This is a genomic window from Staphylococcus sp. FSL K6-3157, from assembly GCF_038005145.1.
Taxonomy (GTDB): domain Bacteria; phylum Bacillota; class Bacilli; order Staphylococcales; family Staphylococcaceae; genus Staphylococcus; species Staphylococcus equorum.
Genome location: NZ_JBBOSM010000001.1, coordinates 1,447,730 through 1,469,296, shown reverse-complemented (window position 1 = coordinate 1,469,296; position 21,567 = coordinate 1,447,730). Strand labels below are relative to the sequence as shown.

The window sequence follows — 21,567 nt, the reverse complement described above, 5'->3', positions numbered from 1 at the left end:
TTACAATAGCACTTTTAATTGTGCGTTCGTTTCTTGCAATTGTTGAATCAATGCATCATCGATTTCAAATGATAATAATTCTTTGATTTGACGATGAATATCACTTTCAAATTGCTTGAATTTTGTTTCAGCATTCTCGTTCATAACTAAGACGATTTCATTGAGTGCTTTTCTAAGATCAGCGATACAAGGGGCAAGTAACTTGATTGTTTCTTGTGTAATTTGTTCTTGTAACTCACCTTGTGTCTTAGGTTGCAGGATATTCTTTTTAGAAAGTGATTTAGGTAATGCATCAACCATATGACTTAACTCAACTTTTAAATAAGGCTCATCTAATTCAATATTGTTTTTATCAAATTTTGGTTCAATAAACACATGCAATTGTTCAAGTTTTTGCTTTAACGGTGCAATTTCAGTATGCAATTGTTCGTGGAAATATTTTTTGACGCGTTCAACAAGTAAGGATTGCTCCAAGTACAGGCGTTGATGAATTTGATCTAAATAAATTTTTGTAGATAGTCGTTTTTCTTCGTTGAAATTACTATTTTTTGTCATTTGTCCATTATAAATAGATTTGACTTCATCTTGTAATTGTAATTTTAAGCGTTCGTTTAAGTGATATATTTGGTCTTCTACCTCATTTGAAGCGCGTTGTTCTGCAGTTTGTAATATGTTATAACTCAACACTGTTGATTGTTCATAATTTTTTAATTTTTGTTTACGTTGTTCAATTTGAGCTTTGTTGTTCTTTGTTTCTTCAATCATTTGCTCAAACGCTTCGGAAATGTGTGTGAGTTGTTTTAACATTTGTTGTTGAAGTATATATTTAGATTCAACTTGAGTAAAGTGTTGAATACTCTCTTGTAATTTATCTATTCCTTTATCGCCAGACTTAAGTGCTTCTCTACTGGAAACAGCAAAAATGTCTGAATCCATGTTAACTTGAGTTAAAGCATCACCAACATATTCTATCACAGCATTTAAATCTTCATCAGTTTCTGCTAAGTCAGTAGCATTTATAATCATTTTGAAAGCTTGATTTTCATTTAATTGATTCATTTCTTTCATATGTTCAATAAAGCGTTTGTCATTGTTTGTAAACGAATGATTAAAATAACTGACATATAAGATTAAATCTGAAGATGTTAGTATTTTCTCAGTTTCATTTGTATGACGTTGATTATTGGAATGTAATCCTAGGGAATCAACGATGATTTTATCTTTTAACCAATCGATTGGTAGTTTGAGGTGTACTGTGTTTACAAACGTTGCATACTCATCTTCTGCACTCCATTTTTTAATATCATCTTGTGGAATAGTATGTGTTTGACCTTCTTCTAACATGTGTTTATACATACTGTAATGTTTTTCAACTGCGTTCACAAAAGCCAATTGATTTTTTTCCAAAGTTGCTTTGATTTTATCTGTATTTTTACTTAAAAACGTTTCAATACTATCAAATGCTTTATTTTCAATTTCGAAAACTTGATTTAACTCGTCTAAAAGTTGTTCAGATGATTTAAGTGTAATCTGACTTTCATGTCCATAAGTTAATTCAGTCATTGCTGCAGTGGTTGGATTAGGTGAACTGACTAAGTGCGAACCACCCAATAAGGCATTAATCAAACTACTCTTACCTGCACTAAATGTACCAAAGACCCCTATTTTCACAACTTTATTTTCTAATCTTGTTAATGTATCATCAATGTCTTTTTTTGTTTGTTCGAATAAAGGTATATCTTGAATTAATTCAAGTGCATTTTTGATGTTTTGCGTATTATCTGGGTTATCGTAATGTTTCTCAACTGTGTTTCTTTTACTCATCTTGACAGTATCAGTATTGTCTTGTGCTGTGTATTTGATTTCTGTTCGGTCTATTAATTTATCTAAAGAGTCATCCATATGAATGTAATAATGCATATAGTTTTGTGTTTCCAGAGACTCTCTCAAATTACGCATTTCCATAAATTTCACATAATCATTATAATCGTCTTCTTGTTCTGTACCGATATCATTTGCTTGTGAATGTTTAATGGCCTTTTTAAATAATGGGTCAGATTCTTTTGCAATAAATTTTTTAAGTGAAGCCATCAAATCATCTGCAAATGTTAAAACGTATTGATTACTAATTGTTATTTGCATTTGATATAAATCAGTTATGAGTTCTGGGTGTACTGTATAATGTTGATTAAGAATGTCGTCATTTACCTCTGAAGAATTTATAAAACGTGTTAAAAATGACATGTCTTCTCTTAGTGGTTGTCTGACTTCTTGATTTACTTTGTCTTGGAGTTGTTCTACAACTGCTGTTAATCTCTTTTGTTGTTCTTCTAATGTTTTTTGTTTTTTATTAAATAAACCACCGACTTTAAAGTTTTTCGTACGACTTTCTAAATAAATTTTGATTTTTTCTCTAGTATCATGCGTCATGATATATGCATTATCTAAAATATCTTTACGTTTTTGCTTTAAAAAGTCATATAATTCATCAGGGTTATTTAATAACTTGGCTTCTTCACTGACCTCTTGATTTTGTTGGAAATTGAGATAAGCTTGGTCAAAATCCGCTTCGAAAATATCAAGTTGATCTAAAATATCTTGAATTTCATATTGAACATAAGACAATTGTTCATCAGTAATAAATTTAACAATTCGTTCCACATAATCCTCGATAGATTCTCTATGGGTGTCTTTTTCAATTAAATAATTAGAAAGCGTATCAATTTCATTATGCTCATGATCATATTTTGACACATAAAATATTTGATCTAATTCGATTTCCCACTCAGCGATTGATTTCTCTACACGATCTTTAAATGTCTCGAAAGTAATTTCTTCTTCGCTATGTTTGTCTATTTGATTAATTACAAATACCACTGGCACATTTGCTGCATTTAACTGTTTCATAAATTGGAAATTTAAAGCTGACTGTACATGGTTGTAATCTACTGTATAAAAAAGTACATTACTCGTATACATAAATTCCTCTGTACTTGATTGGTGTGTTGCAACATTAGAGTCTACACCAGGTGTATCTTGTAACGTGAAACCTTTTTTGAATTTATCTGATGGGAATTTTATTTCTACAGATTCTACATCTATGTTTTCACGATTCATTTGTTTAACTTCATCGTAATTATTTAATAATGTATATTGTTGATTGCTTAAGTTTGCGATAATTCCTGGTTCGTCTGACACAGAAACAATAGCCGTATTACTTGTTGTTGGTACAGGCGAACTTGGCAAAATACTTTCTTCTAAGAGTAAGTTAATTAAAGTAGATTTACCTGCTGAGAAGTGGCCTACAAAAGTTGCAGTGTATTGTTCTAAGTATACCTTTTTAATAACTTGATTGATGATGTGGACAAGACGTCCATTATTTGATTTTTCAACTTCTTTTTTTAGTTTATATAAAATATCGAGTTGCTCAGTATTAGACATTATATGTATCCCCTTTGATTACTTGTATGTAATTAATCTTATTGTATAACAAATTATTGTTTGTCTAAAGGTAGTAAGTGAAATTAAATTTCTTTTAATTCCGTATTAATGATAATTTGTCTTAATGTTACGTTATGTACGTAGTGTATTATAATCACTTAGCATGATTATAGAAATGTGCTGTTATGATATAAAACAATCGTAATAAAAAAGTCACTCCAAACAAATTTGGAATGACACCAGCATAAGGTAGTTTATGATGAACTAATCTATATATACGCTTCAGTATTGATAGTCTGTCTATTGTTTTACTCAGTCTTTATATACCTACTTATTATTAACTCCCTTTAGGTTTATTGTAATCAGTATTTGGCTTATTGATACCTATGTTTTCTTTTAAATAAAGACTTGGATCTTTAGCGATTTTAACAACGACAGCTGCTACACTTTTTCTAGATACTTCTGTACCTTTGAATGATTCATTTTTTTGAGTAATTTCATAATCAATTTCATTTGTATGTGTTAACCATGCTGGTCTGAAAATAGTATAATCTAGCCCTGAACTTTCAATAATATCAGCTGCTGCTTTATAAACAGGTAATCTATCACCTATTTGTTGTTGAACCCATTCCCCAAACTCTCCTGGGACCTCATTATATATACCTAAAGATGTTACGAAGACTAAACGTTTCACATCATTTGTTTGCATTGCTTTTACAATAGTTGCTGCTTCTTTATCAAGGTCTCCTGATAAACTAGCTAAGACGATATCTACATCGTCCATTGCACTATTAACATCATCAAAGTTAGTAGCGTCACCTTCTCGCACACGAATTCTATCTGATGCAAAGTCAGGTAATCTATTCGCATCTCTTAAAAATAATCTTAAGGTATAGGATGTGTTTTCTAAAAAAGAATTAATAGCTGCTTTAGAAACTGCACCATTTGCCCCTAGAATTAATACTCTTGTCATCCAATCACTCCAATATTATATTATTGTTTTTAATAACTTTGCTATTTAATCAAAAATATTGCTTCGTCTCTTTTCATTACTAAGACTGAAGTAGGCTTATTACATATAATCTGTTTAAACTCACAGTACTATAGTTAACCTCTTTACCCTTATATTAAACTTAAAATATATTTGATTACAATCTGAGTGCTTAATTGATTACTAAAATGTATTGATGATTAACCACCATAGCTATATTAGCAATATGCATTTTTGTACATATAATGTGTGGAATTGTAAAATCTCTAGATATGTTAAGGGTGTGGGACAGAAATCTAATATTTCTAATAAAATTTCGTCGTATGTGTCAGCCCGACACAGGTGACTGTAAAATGTAATACAATCGCTGGAAGCTTGCATAAGAACTACTTGATTACAATAAATGAAGTAGTATTTCTTTAATAGTTTGATATAAGCACATTTTCAATTCAATCAGCCACTGACGATATAAAAAATGAGACTGAGACATGTGATATGTCCCAGTCTCTCAACATCTAGAGATCTAATTGTAATGATAAGCTTAAATTGTTAACGAATTACAGGGTTTTTATCTTTCTTAATTTTAAAGTATTGAGAAACGCTATAGACAATAATACCAATCCATATAAATATGAACGTTACTAACTGGTCAATATTAAATGGTTCTTTAAATAAGAATATCCCTAATACAAACATCAATGTTGGAGCGATGTATTGAATGAAGCCGGTTAATGACAATGGAATTCTACGGGCACCTGCTGAAAACAATATTAGCGGGATCGCTGTAATCGCCCCTGAAAATAATAGCCAAAATGATGAACTATTGACTCCTAGAGAAGAACTTCCTTGTTGCCATATATACCACAGATATATAAAGCCTGCTGGAGCAGTAGCAATACATTCTATAGTGATACTGCTAATGGCATCTATCGGTACTAGTTTTTTAATTAATCCGTATAAACCAAACGAACTTGCTAATAATAGCGAAATACCTGGGAATACACCCATTTTTAATGTCATATAGAGCACACCTATAACTGCTAATGCAATTGCGATCCACTCTAATTTATTAAAACGTTCTTTCAAGAATATGAGTGCAAGTATAATACTTACGAGTGGATTAATATAATATCCTAAGCTAGTTTGCAGTACGTGACCATTTGCTACAGCCCATATGAATGTGCCCCAGTTAATTGTAATTACATAACCTGCTGCAATAATAGCAATGAGTTGAATTGGGTTTGTAAAGAGTTGATGAACATCTCGTTTAAAGGGTTCAGTATTTTTAGTGAACACTACAACAAATAGCATAAATATCATCGAAAGCACAATTCTATATGCTAAAATTTCAAATGCGCCTAATTCTCTAATTAAATCCCAATATACGGGTAAAACACCCCATAAAATATATGCACCAAAAGCAAATACGATTCCCTTTTTAAATTCAGTGTTCAAAAGATGCACCTCTTTCTATTTTTCACTCTATTAAATTTTTAATTTTGAGGTTTTCTCTTGCCCCAATACTGATAATACGTACATTCAATATATCCATTAAATAACTTTCTACGCTTAGTTGCCTTTTGGTTAACTAAATGTTCAAATTCTGTACTACTTGTCAAAATATAAGTTGATAGATGAGGATGTTGTTGCATTAGTTCACCTATATAGCGATACATAACTTTTACTTCATCACGGTCACCAATACGTTCACCATATGGCGGGTTGCCTATAAGTGCGATTGGCTCATCTGTATCTATTGTAAGTGTATTAACATCTTTCACGCTAAATTGAATAATATCAGCTAATCCAACTTCTTCAGCGTTTCTGCGTGCAATATCTATCATTTCTGGATCGATATCCGAAGCATAAATTTCAAGTTTTCTATCGTAATTAGCTTGTTGGTCTGCTTCGTCTCTCATTTCATCATATAAATTGTCAGGCATCATATCCCATTTTTCAGAAACAAAATCACGATTAAATCCAGGAGCAATGTTTTGCGCGATTAAGCAAGCTTCTATCGCTATTGTGCCTGAACCACAGAATGGATCTATTAACGGCGTGTCACCTGTCCAATTTGCTAAACGAATTAAGCTTGCTGCTAGTGTTTCTTTAATTGGTGCTTCACCTTGAGCTAAACGGTAACCACGTTTATTCAACCCTGAACCAGAAGTGTCTATTGTAAGGAGTGCATTATCTTTTAATATTGAAACTTCTACTGGGTATTTTGCACCTGTTTCATTTAACCAACCACGTTCTTGGTACGCACGTCTTAAACGTTCAACAATTGCTTTTTTTACAATTGCTTGGCAATCAGGCACACTAAACAACGTTGATTTCACACTACGGCCTTGTACTGGGAAATTACCATCTTGTTCAACGATTGTCTCCCATGGTAAGGCCTTTGTTTTTTCAAATAACTCATCAAATGTAGTGGCTTTAAATTGACCTACTACAATTTTAATTCTGTCGGCTGTACGTAACCATAAATTACACTTAACAATTGCAGATTCGTCACCTTCAAAAAATATTCTGCCATTTTCGACAGTTGTTTCATAACCTAATTCTTGAACTTCTTTCGCCACAACTGCTTCTAATCCCATAGGACATACGGCTAATAATTGATACATTAGTTTGCTCCTTCTTAAATAAAGATTTACTTATATTTTATCAAAAAAATTTTTAAATAGATATGACATTGTACTAAGTTCTAATGCAACTCAGTTTAATGAATACCTTCTATAACTTTAGAAATTAAAAAAGCTCTCCTATGTGGGAGAGCTTGGGTCTAGTGATGATATTTCTGTAAGCCATGTTTTGTACCGTTGTACTGCAATCGTGTACTAGATACACTCGTACGCTGGTGGTAACCATCTGTCTACATGCTTTTAAAAGCATGTCCTATTTATACGTTGAATTCCGTTAAATAAGTGCTCCTACCTAATTTGGATTGCTCACTCGAGGGGTTTACCGCGTTCCACCTTTTATATTTCTATAAAAGCTACGTCACTGTGGCACTTTCAAACTATTTTAACCGTATCTATAAGACTTAGGTTATTTCATTGCCGTCAATTTAATGCCTTGACTTATTTTTTCATCAAGCACGAACACTACAATCATCTCAGATTGTGTGAGCATGGACTTTCCTCTATATTGCTATAGCGATCACCCAAAACACCATCTTTGAAAGTATACCATGCTTTAGACGGCTAAACAAACAAAATAAACCAAGTTTTGAATAAAATCAAAACTTGGTTTTATGTAGATGAAGCTATATCTACGATTTGCACACACTATAGTTATTCATTAGCGTGTTATTTTCCAAATACCGCTTTTTCTAAGTTAGAAATTCTTTTTAGAATATCAACATTATTATTGTTATTGTTGTTATTACTCTTAGTTGCAGCATTACTGTTGGAAGAGAAATTTTTATTTTCTTGTGGTCTTGACGTCGCTACACGTAATCTAAGTTCTTCAAGTTCTTTTTTTAGTTTGTTGTTTTCTTCGGAAAGCTTAACAACTTCACTATCTAAGTCTGACATTTTTTGATAATCCGCTATGATGTCGTCTAAGAAGGCGTCGACTTCTTCCCTTCTATAACCACGTGTCATAGTTTTTTCAAAATCTTTTTCATAAATATCCTTTGCTGATAATTTCAATGAAATATCTGCCATTTTTTCCCACCTCATTCGAAACTTTGTTCTTGAGACCACTGTAAATCATTGATGAACTCAGTTAATTCATCGAACGTCACAATGTCACAAGTATAATTTGTTTTTTCCATAAAATCAACTAACATTTGCTTGAAGAATTTTGGACTTGCTTCTTGCTCCTCATCATATATTAATAATGTTTGATCTGTATGATCTAACATGAACTGATCTGTCTGTTTAAATTGATGAGGTCCTTCGTATGGTGAATGAAACACACTATCTACAAAATCAGCCTTTTGCGTGATATTTTGATATTTAGCTTGATTTTGTTCGTTCCATCTATCGCTGTGACCATAAAATGGCGTAATAATACCCAATTTAAGTTCTGGATATGTTGCCTTCAAATCAAGTACTACTTCTGCTGTCCATAACTCTATACCCATCTGTCCTTGTATTAATACCCATTCTAAGCCTTCTTCAATCAATTGATTTAATTTATGTGCTATAAATTTTTTTAAATAGGAAACTTCTGGAGCATCATCTTTGAAAATATTAAGTTCATAAGATTTATAGCCTGTGACATAAACTGTTTTTATCATAGCTACAACTCACTTCTTTGAATATAGCTTAAATCATATTGAACAGCCTTTAATTTTTCTGTGAATAATTTTCTGCTTGAGCGTTTAAAGTGGCATTCCACAGATAATTCTTCGATATTAGAAACTAATAAATCAAATTTTTGTTTGTTCATATATTGCAATTGAAGGATTTGAGTTTCATATTGAATAAAGGATGTGAGCAATTCATCAATATTGTTCGTGAATGGGACGACAACAGAATAAAAATCATAATCTTCGCCAGATGCTTTTACGGATTCATATTTATCTTGCATAAGCTGTACATCATTTAATAATTGCGTAATTAACTGTTGCATGAAGTTTCCCCCTACACAATAAATTTACCATAAAAGATAATGTGCGTCATTTCTAAAGCGTCGTCTTACATTTATGTTATAATAGCGCCTTAATTAGTTCCAAATATTGTTTAATTATGCAAAGCACGTTAAAATGTACTTGATGTATTTGTAAATACATTGATTCATATTTCAAGGTTTGGAAAAATTTGCCAAAGTCGGGTATAATGGAAAAAGTTTTTGATTTCCAAACTAAAGTGGTGAAAAACAATGAATTACCCTAATGGGAAACCATTTAATAGAAATAAGTCTCAAGTCGGACGAACTCATAAGGGTCAAACGGGTAAAATAGACTATGGTGGCAGAGGTATGACGCTTGAAAATGATATCGAACTGTCGAACACATACTATTTGAACCATGGAATGGCGGTTATACATAAAAAACCAACGCCTGTTCAAATCGTAAATGTTCATTATCCTATGAGAAGTAAGGCTGTAATTAATGAGGCTTATTTCCGAACGCCGTCTACAACTGATTATAATGGTATTTATAATGGACATTACCTTGACTTTGAAGCGAAAGAAACGAAAAATAAGACTTCTTTCCCATTGAGTAATATGCATGAACACCAAGTTTCACATATGGCGTCTTGTTTCAAACAAAATGGGATAGTATTTTTATTAATTCGATTTAAAACGCTTGATGAAGTATATCTCCTTCCCTATTCTAAGTTTAAATATTTTTGGGAAAGACATACGAATAACATTAAAAAGTCGGTAACGGTTGAAGAAGTAAGAAAAAATGGTTACTATATTCCTTATCAGTATCAACCACGATTGAATTACCTCAAAGCTGTTGATAAGTTGATATTAGATGAAAGTGAGGACCGCGTATGACGGAGAAAAAAAGGACTTCCCAATCTAACAAGAAAGGTAAGTCCGATCAAAAAAAGAATAGGAATATTAAACGAACGATAATCAAGATAATTGGCTTTCTTATTATTGCGTTCATTGTCTTAGCGTTAATAGGTATCTTGTTATTTGCTTATTATGCTTGGAAAGCTCCAGCGTTTACTGAGTCAAAATTACAAGATCCAATCCCAGCTAAGATTTATGATAAAGATGGAGAATTGGTGAAAACAATTGATAACGGACAACGACGTGAACATGTTGAATTAGATGAAGTGCCTAAAGGAATGAAGGATGCTGTATTAGCTACAGAAGATAATCGCTTCTACAGTCATGGTGCACTTGACTATAAACGTCTGTTCGGCGCTGTTGCCAAAAACATTACTGGTGGATTTGGTTCGCAAGGTGCATCGACCTTAACACAACAAGTTGTTAAACGATCATTCTTGACAGATAAAAAATCTATTGCACGTAAGGCACAGGAAGCGTACTTATCATACAGATTAGAACAAGAGTACAGTAAAGATGAAATATTCGAAATGTACTTGAACAAGATTTATTATTCTGATGGTGTTTATGGTGTGAAAGCGGCAGCTAAGTATTACTTTGATAAAGAATTGAAAGATTTGACTTTAACTGAGGAAGCATATCTTGCCGGTTTACCACAAGTACCAAATACGTATAATGTTTATGATAATCCTGAAGAAGCGGAATCACGTAAAAACACTGTGCTTTATCTCATGGAATATCATGATAGGATTTCTAAAGAAGAGAAAGAAAAAGCACAAGATACTAAAATACAAGATACACTTGTTCAACGAACTAATGAAGAGCGACAAGTAAGTAAAGATGATTCTAAAAAGGAATATGATTCATATATTAACTTTGTAAAATCAGAACTTATGAATAATAAAGAGTTCAAAGATGAAGATTTAGGATCTGTATTAAATAGTGGTATTAAGATCCATACAAATATGGACAAAGACGTTCAAGAAACATTGCAAGACCGTATTAATAATGGTAGCTACTATAAAAATGAGGATCAACAAGTTGGTTCATCTATTGTAGATAGTGAAACTGGCGAACTTGTTGCAATATCTGGTGGTAGAGATTATAAAGACGTCGTTGATAGAAACTTAGCAACAGACGCACACCCTACCGGATCGTCATTAAAACCATTCTTATCTTATGGCCCAGCAATTGAAAACATGTCTTGGGCAACTGACCATGCTATGAAAGATGAAGAGGAATACCAAGTTGATGGTGTTACATTCAGAAACTATGACATGGAAAGTCACGGAACGGTTAAACTTTATGATGCATTACGTCAAAGTTTCAACATCCCTGCCTTAAAAGCTTGGCAATCAACGAAAGAAAATGCTGGAAATGATGCACCGAAGGAATTCGCTGAAAAAGTAGGATTAGAATATGAAGGAGATATTGGACCTTCTGAAGTACTAGGTGGTTCTGCATCTGAGTTCTCACCTACACAATTAGCATCAGCATTTGCATCAATTGCAAATGGTGGCGAGTACAACAATGCGCATTCAATTGAAAAAGTTGAAAAACAAGATGGCGAAGTCATTGAATATGACCATACAAGCAAAAAAGCTATGAAAGATTCTACTGCTTATATGCTAGCTGAAGTGCTAAAAGGTACATTTGAAGCTTATGGTTCTGCATATGGACACGACATCTCTGGAGTAAACATAGGCGCTAAAACAGGTACTGGTACGTATGGACAACAAACTTACCAACAATATAATTTACCTGATGATGCTGCTAAAGATGTTTGGGTTAATGGTTTCACACCTAAATACAGTATGTCTGTATGGATGGGATTCAATGAAGTTAAACAAGGTGGAACTAACTCCTTTGTAGGAAGTGATGAACAAGAATATCCTCAATTCCTATTAGAAGATGTAATGTCTACTATTTCACCACGTGATGGTGAAGACTTTACGAAACCAGATTCTGTTAGCGGAGACAGTAAAGATAATTTATCAGTTAAAGGTGAACCTGATGACAATACAACTGATAATGATCCTAAAGGTCAAGGCGATAACAGCGATTCAGACAGTGACTCAGATAGTGACTCGGATAGTGATTCGGATAGTGATTCAGACAGTAATAGTTCAAGTAATAACAATACTGGTAACACAAATACCAATAATACCAATAATACGAGTGGTACAAACACTACCAATGCAAACGGTACAAATACTACTAATGCAAATAGAAGTGGCACAGCTACTTCAAATAGTACACAATAACAAGACTTCAATTTTAAAAGACCCGGTTTCCATATTAATTGGAAATCGGGTCTTTGTTTTTAGTTAAGGTACATTTATACATATTAATGCATCAAACAAATACAATAATGAATAAAAAAACAGCGTAAGTTTCCTAACTTTGAGAGCTTACACTGTTTTTATTGTTTTATTGTTTTAATGTTTGTTTTTTAGACGAATTTGATAAGATGCGTTCATTTTAATAAGTTCTGATTTTAATGTTTTCATTTGGCTGTAACCCATAAAATGATATTTACGTGCTATCATATAATGATATCTTTCTTCGAAGTTCATTGGAACGATAGCATATTCATCTAAATATTTAAAATCAATAATTTCAATACCATTAATTTGTTGAAAGTAAAGTTGAATCAAATTAAAGTATTGATCTAACAATTGTTTTGCTTCTGGTGATTTTAGTTTTTTTACTTTCGCATATGAATCCAATTCCAGTTCTAACTTTGTAAAATCTTCTTTTGTAATCATTTTGTTCATGCCTCTTTCAAACTTGCCTTATAGCGCTTTTGACCTTCTCTACAATCTTCGAATAATGGGCAAACATCGCATTTCGGTTTACGTGCTAAGCAATGATAGCGACCGAAAAATATGAGTTGATGATGTGTTTTGTTCCATCTTTCTCTAGGAACTACTGTACACAATTTATCCTCTACTTGACGTACATTATCTTTCCATCGACATATACCTAAACGTTTTGAGATACGTTCTACATGTGTATCTACAGCTAATGAAGGTTCTCCAAAAGCTACGCTCATAACAACGTTGGCCGTTTTTCTACCCACACCTGCTAAGCTTTCTAACTCATCGTGTGTTTGAGGAATCTTACCATCAAATTTATCTAAAAGCGATTGACTTAATTTTTGAATATTTTTGGCTTTATTTCTATATAAACCAATAGTACGTATATCATTTTCTAGTTCTGAAATATCCACACTTAAATAATCTTCTGGTGTTTTATATTTTTCAAATAAAGGTTTCGTAAGTTTATTTACAGAAATATCAGTTGTTTGTGCAGATAAGAGTACAGCAATTGTAAGTTCAAATGCATTGTCATGGACAAGTTCACATTCAGCATTTGGAAACATTTCAGCTATGACATCAACCATTTCAAGTGCTTTTTTATTACTTACCATTTGGATTCTCCCCATTCAGCCAATCAAATTTAGGGACCTTACTAACTGTGTGTTTCATTTTAGGTTGGTTAAATTGGCGGCTAATTTTTTTCGAATCTTCAATCGTTTTTACATTATTTTTTTTCCAATTTAGTAAAATACGATCGATATATTTAAAGCTCATTTTATTTTGGCTCTCTGCTTCGTTTAAAGCAGCTTGAATGACACTTAAATCATGTTTATCTATATCTAACCATTGATTTAATGTTTCTATCTCATATGGAGATAAAGGTCTGCCAAACGCTTGTTCTATTTTTTGAAATAATGTATTGAACTCTAGCTCAGATTCATGTTCGACTTGTTTTTCATTCATTTGTTGCATAATTTCACTTAACCTATCATAGAATTGGTCAAGGTTCATATATTCAGTGAACTTGCCTTCTTCGTCCTTATTAACATTAAGCTCTAGTAAACCATGCTGTATTAAAGTTTGAATGATTGAAGTGATTTCTCTTGAATCTAATGTAGATCCTTGCTGTAAAGTTTCAATTGAAGGTTGTTTATTAGATATTTCAGAGGCATGTAATAATTTGATTAAAATCACTAACTCTGTTTCATTTAAACCTAATTCATTGTAATGATCAAGTAGTTCTTTTCGAATTACAATAGGTCTCGTTTTTAATTGTTCTCTATCCAAATTAACCCCTCCCATCTTTGATATTGTTATAAAAACGTCCAGCCATTATTTGTGGACTGGACGCTGTTTGTGAATCTTATTATCTTATTTAAAATATTATGGATATAATCGATTAAGTAAGCGTGGGAATGGTGCTGTTTCACGAACGTGATCCACACCGGATAACCAAGCCACAGTTCTTTCTAAGCCTAAACCAAAACCACTATGAGGTACGCTGCCGTAACGACGTAAATCTAAATAATAGCTATAACTTTCAGCGTCTAAGCCATATTCATTAATACGTTGCTCTAGTAAGTCAAGATCATTAATACGTTCAGACCCACCTATAATTTCACCATAACCTTCAGGTGCAATTAAATCTGCACATAGTACAGTATCTTCATTTTCTGGATTCGGTTGCATATAAAAAGGTTTGATTTTTGTTGGATAGTTAGTGATAAACACTGGTAAATCATAATGATTAGCGATAGCCGTTTCATGAGGAGAACCGAAATCTTCGCCCCATTCTATATCGTCAAAACCTTGTTCTTTTAAGAATACTACAGCATCATCGTATGTAATACGTGGGAATGGTGTAGTTACTTTTTCAAGTTTAGATGTATCACGTTCTAATACATTAAGTTCAAGTTTACAATTTGTCAATACAGATTGAATCACATATGTCACATATTGTTCTTGAACTTCTAAACTTTGTGCATGTTCACAAAAAGCCATTTCAGGTTCAATCATCCAGAATTCAATTAAATGACGACGTGTTTTAGATTTTTCAGCACGGAATGTTGGACCAAATGAGAACACTCTACCGTGAGCCATTGCAGCAGCTTCCATATAAAGCTGTCCACTTTGTGATAAGAACGCGTCTTCATCAAAGTATTTTGTATGGAATAGCTCACTTGTGCCTTCAGGTGCACTTGCTGTTAAAATAGGTGGATCAATTTTTGTGAAACCATTGTCATTAAAGAATGCATAAGTTGCACGAATAATCTCGTTTCTAATTTTCATTACAGCATGTTGTTTTTTAGAACGTAACCACAAATGACGATGGTCCATTAAAAATTCTGTACCATGACTTTTAGGTGTAATTGGGTAATCATGAGCTTCTGAGATTACTTCTATTGATTTCACTTGCATTTCGTAACCAATATCTGAGCGATTATCTTCAGAAATAACGCCAGTAATATAAATAGATGATTCTTGTGTTAATTCTTTAGCTAATTTAAATGTTTCCTCAGTTACTTCTGCTTTTGCTACGACGCCTTGCATAAAGCCTGTACCATCTCTTAATTGTAGGAATGCTATTTTCCCACTTGAACGTTTATTAGTTAACCAAGCGCCAATAGTAACTTCTTGGTTAAGATATTGTTTAGCTTCTTTAATCGTTGTCTTCATAGCCAGTCTCCTAATAATATTGTAGTCTTCTTTTCTTTATCCTTATATATTTTAACAAAATAGATGTATAAGTTCTAGTTGTGGGTGCTGAGTTTATTGATTACGTTTGTCTTCTTTTTTTAATTTCTTGAGTATGCTTGAAAATTGTTTGATATCACCTTTATTTTGACGGTAACTCTCTAACGATTGTTCAAAAAATTCTTTGTAATTACTACGAATTAAGCGATCATCAAAGGATACGATAATGCCTTTATCATTTTCACTACGTATCAATCTACCTAGACCCTGTCTGAAACGCGTTACAGCATCAGGTAATACATAATCTTTGAATGTAGAAGTAAACTCAGATTCCATTAACCAATATTTTGTATTGTTTTGATTCATAAAAGGTAACTTAGCAATCATGACGCATTTTATGCCATTAGATTGAAAGTCAAAGCCTTCAAAAAATGTACCTGTGCCAAGTAAGATTGCTTTATTAAAACTATTAAATTGTTGAACAATCTTATAGTTTTGATTTTGCTGTTGTGTCAAAACGACATAGTCTTCAAATTCCGGCAATTCATTTAATAACTCTTGAACCATATGCATCATTTTATAACTTGTAAATAGTATTAAACATTTAGACTCTACAATGTTAATATACTCAATCACGTAATTAACGATAGAACTCACATAATCATCAATACTTTTATAATTATATGAAGCCACATCATTAGGTATGAATACGGTAGTTTGGTTTGGTGACATTACCTTCGAATCAATCTCATACGTGTTAAAGACGATATCTTTATTAAACCAATGTTTGAAATTTTCAAATGAATGGTTAAACGTTAATGTGCCTGAAATAAATGTAAGTGATTTAAATTTATCTAATACTTGTGTCGTTAATATTTCTTTAACATCATAGTCTTTGACATTAAGTCTAATTGTTGATTTTTGATTTATATTTTTAATTGATAAATAACTTGTGTGATTATTTTTTAAACTGTGCTCAATTTCTTTAAAACGATCATTAATATAAAGTATTTGTTTGCGCACAGACTTGATTGTTTTGTGACTCATACCATTGAAGAATTCTAAAGTCATATTGAGTTTATGAATAATTGAATGTAAATCGTTCAAAATTGGTGCAACGTCAAAATGATAGACAAAATGGAGCTTGTGAACTTCATCGTCATGCACTTCAGAACTTTGAATGATTTCAAAAATAGTAGTGAATAATTGTTCATTTAAATCATGTATCTCATTGACTGTTGTTTTTAACCCGAAAACATCTATAGGTGGTATGTCTAATTTTTCAAGTATTCTTTGTTGTTCTAAATGATCGATAGATTTAAGCAGTTTATCATTTTCTGTCTTACCAATTAAGCCGAGTTGATATTTGATATCAGAATAACTCAATTCATTGGTTACTTGGCTTAAAGCATAGTCAGGCAAGCGATGTGCTTCGTCGATAATGCAATCATCAAATAATTGATAAATAGAATTATCATGTGCAGCATGTATTAAATGGGCATGATTTGTAATACCAATTTGAATATTTTGAGCATTTCGTTTAATGAAGTTGAAGTAATGTATATCATTTCGAACAGGTACATAAGTCTCTAGCTTTTGTTCGAAATACATTTTTTGTCCGCCCTTTAAGTCTAGCTCTTGAATATCACCTGTGTCTGTTTCGGTAATCCAAATTAATAATTGCATTTTTAATATACCGACTTCATAATTACTGGCTTCTTCTTTCAAGATTTGGCTGATTAAACCTAATGAAATATAATCACGTTTACTTTTTATTAAAGTAGCATTTATTTTGAAATCTAAAGCTTGTTTAAGCGCAGGTATATCTTTTTCCAATAATTGGTTTTGTAATAATTTAGTATTAGTTGAAATCATTACGTGTTTACCAGTTTCAATGTTATACATTAAAGAAGCGAGTAAATACGCAAATGACTTGCCACTTCCAAGTGGTGCTTCAATCATTGCTTTTTCACTATTCATTAACTGTTCTAAAATAATCTCTGAAAGATATAATTGTTGTGGTCGATAGGTCAAATTAAGTTCCTTAGTAATCAAGGTATATAAATCTTTCAAAGTGCCATCAAAATCTACTGTTGGTGCTTTGAAATCTTTTTGTTTTTTATAAATAATTTGTTCGAATTGGTCATAAACATCCTCTAGTGGCTTATCTTTATGATTACGTACCATCTCAAATAAAATATCATGTAAATCATATTTTAAATTCTTACTTAAATAATATAGTTGTTTCAAAGTATCTAAAGGCAACATTTCGAATTTCTCAAATGCGAGTATCATAAGTTGCGCTGTTGTAGCAGCATCTTCGTCAGCACGGTGTGCGTTATTTAGAACAATACCATGTGCTTCTGCTAACTCACTTAACTGGTAACTTTTATCTGTTGGAAAAGCGACTTTAAATAATTCTAACGTATCCATTACTTTTTTGGGACGATAGTTGATATCACAATTTTTAAAAGATTTTTTTATAAAGTTCAAATCAAAAGCAACATTGTGTGCCACGAAGATACAACCATCAATTTGTTTATAAATATCTTCAGCTATTTCATGGAAATATGGTGCTTGATTTAACATTGCTTCTTCTATTGATGTTAATGCTTGTATAAAAGGAGGAATTTCTAAATCTGTTTTAATCATTGAATGGTACGTGCCGATTATTTTATTTTCACGAACAAAAGTAATACCTATTTGAATGATTTCATCATAGTCTAATTGGTTTCCTGTTGTTTCTAAATCCATAACGGCATAACACGGTTTTGTCATTCTCATTCCTCCTTTCAACGAGGTTAAAATTCTATATCTGCACTGATTAAACGATGTCGATTGTTTTCTTCATCCAATACAAGTAAAAAACCATCTTCATCAATATCGAGCGCTTCTCCGTGGAATTGTCTACCATTCTCGGTAAATCTTAATGTTTTATTCCAAATATTCGAGGCTGCTATGTATTCGTCTCGAATAGTTAAAAATGGTTCTGCAAGAAATTGTTTATATCGATATTCAATATGACTTACAAGCGATTGTAAAAAATAGTAGCGGTTAATTTTTTCGTCAGCATGAATGCGGACACTTGTAGCTTTTTGTTGTAGTTCATTACTAAAATCTTCTTGTAAATGGTTCATATTAATACCAATGCCGCAAATAACCGCTTCAATACCATCACTATTCGCAACCATTTCTGTCAAAAAGCCACAAACTTTTTGTTTATTTATATAAATATCATTTGGCCATTTAATGGTAACCGGATCGATACTGAACTGTTGTATCGCATCTCTTATGCCTAGAGCCATAAATAAATTAAATTTTGTTATCATTTCAAAAGGTACATCAGGTCTTAAAACAATCGACATCCACAAGCCCTTTCCTTTGGAAGAGGACCAAGGCCTATTGAATCGGCCTTTACCTTGTGTTTGTTCGTCACTTAAAATAAGAAAGGTGTTTGTATTACCTACTAATTTTTGTTTAGCCAGTAATTGAGTTGAATTAATACTTTCTAATATTTCAACATGATCAAATACATTTTGTGCTATTAGCATTGGTAATACAATGCCACTATACCATTTATCAGGTAATTGGATTAAGCGATGCCCTTTATGATTCACTGATTCAATCTGACACCCTTCTAATTTAAGTTGATCTATTACTTTTTTTACAGCTGTACGTGAAATGCTTAATTGTTCTGCTATAAATTGACCCGATATGTAATCAGGTTGGTGCTGATATAACATTTGAACAACATCTTTACTATACTTGGACATGTGTTTTCACCCACTTTAGCAGTTCTGGTTTAAAGTTTTTGACCTCACCTGATAGTATGGCACATTCAACTTGACGTAATATGGGTTTAAGCCATGCACCACTTGGTTTATCTAATACTTGTAATATATCTTTACCATTTATATCCATTTCTTTTCTTGATGAAATTGGTAACTTTTGGCTAATTTCATTGATGGAAGCTGCATTAAAAATCAATGGAGATACTTTTATAATATTATTACTATTGAGCATACGTTCATAACTTAGTACTTGTAGTATATCTTCTTTTCCGAAATCATAAACAAATAACTTCAAACTTTGTTTGCTTTGGATTTCTGGCATTTGTTGTAACATGCGTTCGAGTCTAGTGATATATTTCTTTTCATTGTTGCTAATTTTCAAATCTGACAGCTGTGTGTCAACATCGGGTTGTTGTGCTTTTAAGAATGCAATTAACATTGATAATGATATTGATTCTTCTAATATGAATTTTGATAAGTCAAAACTTTTAAAAAATGGTATATAATTAAATGCATTAAAGTACTTTAAATTATTGAAACTTTGGGCCACATATTGACCTAATGTTAATTTTTTAAGTTCAATTACGATACGTTCAATAGATAAATGCGCAATATCTGATATATGGGCATGCATAGCATTAAATGTAGCTTTCTCCAACGTAAACCCAAGTTGTGATTGAAAGCGCAAACCTCTAATAATACGTAATGCATCTTCGTTAAATCGTTCTGCTGGATCTCCAACTGTCTTGATTAATCGCTGTTCTATATCTTTTAGTCCATCAAAGTAATCATGGATTTGATAATTCACATCCATAGCAATGGCATTCATTGTAAAATCTCTTCGTTTTACGTCTTCGTATAAGTCTCTTACAAAAAAGACTTCATTAGGTCTACGATGATCATCATACTCACCTTCAGCACGAAAAGTTGTCACTTCATATTGATCGCCATTATAGACGACATTAATCGTACCATGTTCCCTACCAATAGGAATGGTCTTATCAAATACTGCTTCAATTTCATCTGGTGTGGCACTAGTCGTAATATCGATATCATGAATTGATTTTTGCATTAAGTAATCTCTAACTGCCCCACCAACATAAAATGCTTGGTACTGATGTTTTTGTAAAGTTTCTAAAATTGGTTTTGCCGCTTCGAATAATGTTTTAGTCATTGTTACCCTCTAACATTTTTTTGTAGTAATACTCATATTGATCTGCAATTAAGTCAGACGAAAAGCGTTCTGAGACGTCTGCTAGCATTTGTGTTTGCATTGTTTTATAAAGCTTTGCATCTGTGAGTAATTTTAAGGCATACTCACTTGCGCTTGTACTATCACCTACATCTACTAAAAAACCAGTATCTTCATGTTTAATGACTTCTTTAATTCCACCAGCCGTAGATCCAATTGGCACTACTCCGGATTTCATTGCTTCAAGTAGTGTTAGACCAAAACTTTCTTTTTCACTTAGTAGTAAGACTAAGTCTGAAATTTGATAAAATTCACTAACCCAATTTTGTTTTCCTAAAAAAAGAACTTCATCTTCAATATTTAGATCACGTGCTTTTTGTTTCATATCCATTAATTCTGGACCATCGCCTAATAATAATAATTTTGACGGCATAGATTTATGTACTTTTGCAAATGTATCGATAATTGTATCAATACGTTTTACACTTCTGAAGTTTGAAACATGAATTAAAACTTTCTCTTCTGGTTTAATTCCATAACAAGCTTTTAATCGTTCATCTTCTTCAGTTTGTACATCGGGTTTTGTTGGAAATTCATTTTCCCGAACAAAATTATATATTGGAATAATTTCTTTATCTGTTTCAATGATATCATTAGTTTGTTTTGCGAGTGACTGGCTTACACTCGTCACCATATCGCTTTCTTCTATACCAAATTTAATTGCGTTTTTTAAAGAATGGTCATAACCTAGTACAGTTATATCAGTCCCATGCAATGTAGTCATAATTTTAATGTCTTTTTTGGACATGTGTTTTGCTAAAATACCACAAACTGCATGAGGGACTGCATAGTGCATATGTAACAAATCTAAATCATACTCATTGATAACCTCAGCAATTTTAGTACTTAAAGTTATGTCATAAGGAGCATACTGAAAAACAGCATACTGATTGACTTCAACTTGATGAAACGTGATATTTGGTAATGGCTTGCGTATTCTAAAAGGTATATTAGATGTAATAAAATGGATGTCATGCCCACGTTCAGCAAGTTTTATGCCTAATTCAGTGGCGATGATTCCAGAACCACCCATAGATGGGTAACAAGTAATGCCTATTTTCATAAGGTGGGACACCCTTTCTATTTCAAATTAAA

Annotated in this window: 17 protein-coding genes and 1 other RNA gene; 2 read left to right on the top strand and 16 right to left on the bottom strand. The window is 32.3% G+C overall.

The features are described 5' to 3' along the window. The 8 genes from MHB47_RS07110 to MHB47_RS07075 all read right to left on the bottom strand — a co-directional run bounded on the left by MHB47_RS07110 (window position 1) and on the right by MHB47_RS07075 (window position 9,016). Entirely contained in the window at window positions 1-3,441 is a 3,441-nt protein-coding gene (locus MHB47_RS07110) for a dynamin family protein (protein ID WP_340755870.1), read from the bottom strand. A 337-nt stretch (window positions 3,442-3,778) separates the two neighbouring features. Next, window positions 3,779-4,414, bottom strand: a complete 636-nt coding sequence (locus MHB47_RS07105; RefSeq protein ID WP_340755868.1) for an SDR family oxidoreductase — start codon at window positions 4,412-4,414, stop codon at window positions 3,779-3,781. Window positions 4,415-4,981: 567 nt separating this feature from the next. Continuing rightward, on the bottom strand, window positions 4,982-5,887 hold the full coding sequence (gene rarD, locus MHB47_RS07100; RefSeq protein WP_340755866.1) for an EamA family transporter RarD: 906 nt from the start codon (window positions 5,885-5,887) through the stop codon (window positions 4,982-4,984). Window positions 5,888-5,925: 38 nt separating this feature from the next. Then, window positions 5,926-7,059 (bottom strand): THUMP domain-containing class I SAM-dependent RNA methyltransferase, encoded by a 1,134-nt coding sequence (locus MHB47_RS07095; RefSeq protein WP_340755864.1) that lies wholly within the window; start codon window positions 7,057-7,059, stop codon window positions 5,926-5,928. Window positions 7,060-7,230: 171 nt separating this feature from the next. Next, an RNA gene (gene rnpB / locus MHB47_RS07090) (RNase P RNA component class B) lies at window positions 7,231-7,606 on the bottom strand. A gap of 137 nt (window positions 7,607-7,743) precedes the next feature. Continuing rightward, a complete protein-coding gene (gene gpsB / locus MHB47_RS07085) occupies window positions 7,744-8,103 on the bottom strand; it encodes a cell division regulator GpsB (protein ID WP_002507590.1) in 360 nt (119 codons plus the stop codon). An 11-nt stretch (window positions 8,104-8,114) separates the two neighbouring features. Next, the gene (locus tag MHB47_RS07080; protein WP_021339200.1) at window positions 8,115-8,681 is read right to left on the bottom strand and encodes a DUF1273 domain-containing protein; all 567 of its coding nucleotides are present in this window, start codon (window positions 8,679-8,681) and stop codon (window positions 8,115-8,117) included. Between the two features lie 2 nt (window positions 8,682-8,683). After that, window positions 8,684-9,016, bottom strand: a complete 333-nt coding sequence (locus tag MHB47_RS07075; RefSeq protein WP_340755862.1) for a DUF1798 family protein — start codon at window positions 9,014-9,016, stop codon at window positions 8,684-8,686. A gap of 249 nt (window positions 9,017-9,265) precedes the next feature. On the opposite strand from MHB47_RS07075, the gene recU reads away from it, so the two are divergent. Both recU and MHB47_RS07065 read left to right on the top strand, forming a co-directional pair. Continuing rightward, window positions 9,266-9,892, top strand: coding sequence for a Holliday junction resolvase RecU (gene recU, locus MHB47_RS07070; RefSeq protein WP_002507587.1), 627 nt, complete (start codon window positions 9,266-9,268; stop codon window positions 9,890-9,892). Then, window positions 9,889-12,177, top strand: a complete 2,289-nt coding sequence (locus MHB47_RS07065; RefSeq protein WP_340755860.1) for a transglycosylase domain-containing protein — start codon at window positions 9,889-9,891, stop codon at window positions 12,175-12,177. The genes recU and MHB47_RS07065 overlap by 4 nt, the downstream gene beginning before the upstream one ends. 174 nt (window positions 12,178-12,351) lie before the next feature. Here MHB47_RS07065 and MHB47_RS07060 read toward each other — a convergent pair whose 3' ends face one another. From MHB47_RS07060 to bshA, 8 genes are all read right to left on the bottom strand, one after another. Next, the gene (locus MHB47_RS07060) at window positions 12,352-12,681 is read right to left on the bottom strand and encodes a YpoC family protein (RefSeq protein ID WP_340755858.1); all 330 of its coding nucleotides are present in this window, start codon (window positions 12,679-12,681) and stop codon (window positions 12,352-12,354) included. A gap of 5 nt (window positions 12,682-12,686) precedes the next feature. After that, the gene (gene nth, locus MHB47_RS07055; protein ID WP_340755856.1) at window positions 12,687-13,346 is read right to left on the bottom strand and encodes an endonuclease III; all 660 of its coding nucleotides are present in this window, start codon (window positions 13,344-13,346) and stop codon (window positions 12,687-12,689) included. Beyond that, the gene (locus tag MHB47_RS07050; RefSeq protein WP_340755855.1) at window positions 13,336-14,022 is read right to left on the bottom strand and encodes a DnaD domain-containing protein; all 687 of its coding nucleotides are present in this window, start codon (window positions 14,020-14,022) and stop codon (window positions 13,336-13,338) included. The genes nth and MHB47_RS07050 overlap by 11 nt, the downstream gene beginning before the upstream one ends. 96 nt (window positions 14,023-14,118) lie before the next feature. Then, window positions 14,119-15,411 (bottom strand): asparagine--tRNA ligase, encoded by a 1,293-nt coding sequence (gene asnS / locus MHB47_RS07045; protein WP_021339204.1) that lies wholly within the window; start codon window positions 15,409-15,411, stop codon window positions 14,119-14,121. A gap of 93 nt (window positions 15,412-15,504) precedes the next feature. Next, window positions 15,505-18,207: a helicase C-terminal domain-containing protein gene (locus MHB47_RS07040; RefSeq protein ID WP_340755853.1), complete on the bottom strand. Its 2,703-nt coding sequence runs from the start codon at window positions 18,205-18,207 to the stop codon at window positions 15,505-15,507. Between the two features lie 23 nt (window positions 18,208-18,230). Beyond that, window positions 18,231-19,202 (bottom strand): biotin--[acetyl-CoA-carboxylase] ligase, encoded by a 972-nt coding sequence (locus MHB47_RS07035; RefSeq protein WP_340755851.1) that lies wholly within the window; start codon window positions 19,200-19,202, stop codon window positions 18,231-18,233. Then, entirely contained in the window at window positions 19,189-20,394 is a 1,206-nt protein-coding gene (locus MHB47_RS07030) for a CCA tRNA nucleotidyltransferase (RefSeq protein WP_340755849.1), read from the bottom strand. Before MHB47_RS07030 ends, MHB47_RS07035 begins: the two co-directional genes overlap by 14 nt. Beyond that, window positions 20,387-21,535: an N-acetyl-alpha-D-glucosaminyl L-malate synthase BshA gene (gene bshA / locus MHB47_RS07025; protein WP_340755847.1), complete on the bottom strand. Its 1,149-nt coding sequence runs from the start codon at window positions 21,533-21,535 to the stop codon at window positions 20,387-20,389. The genes MHB47_RS07030 and bshA overlap by 8 nt, the downstream gene beginning before the upstream one ends. Window positions 21,536-21,567: the final 32 nt, after the last annotated feature.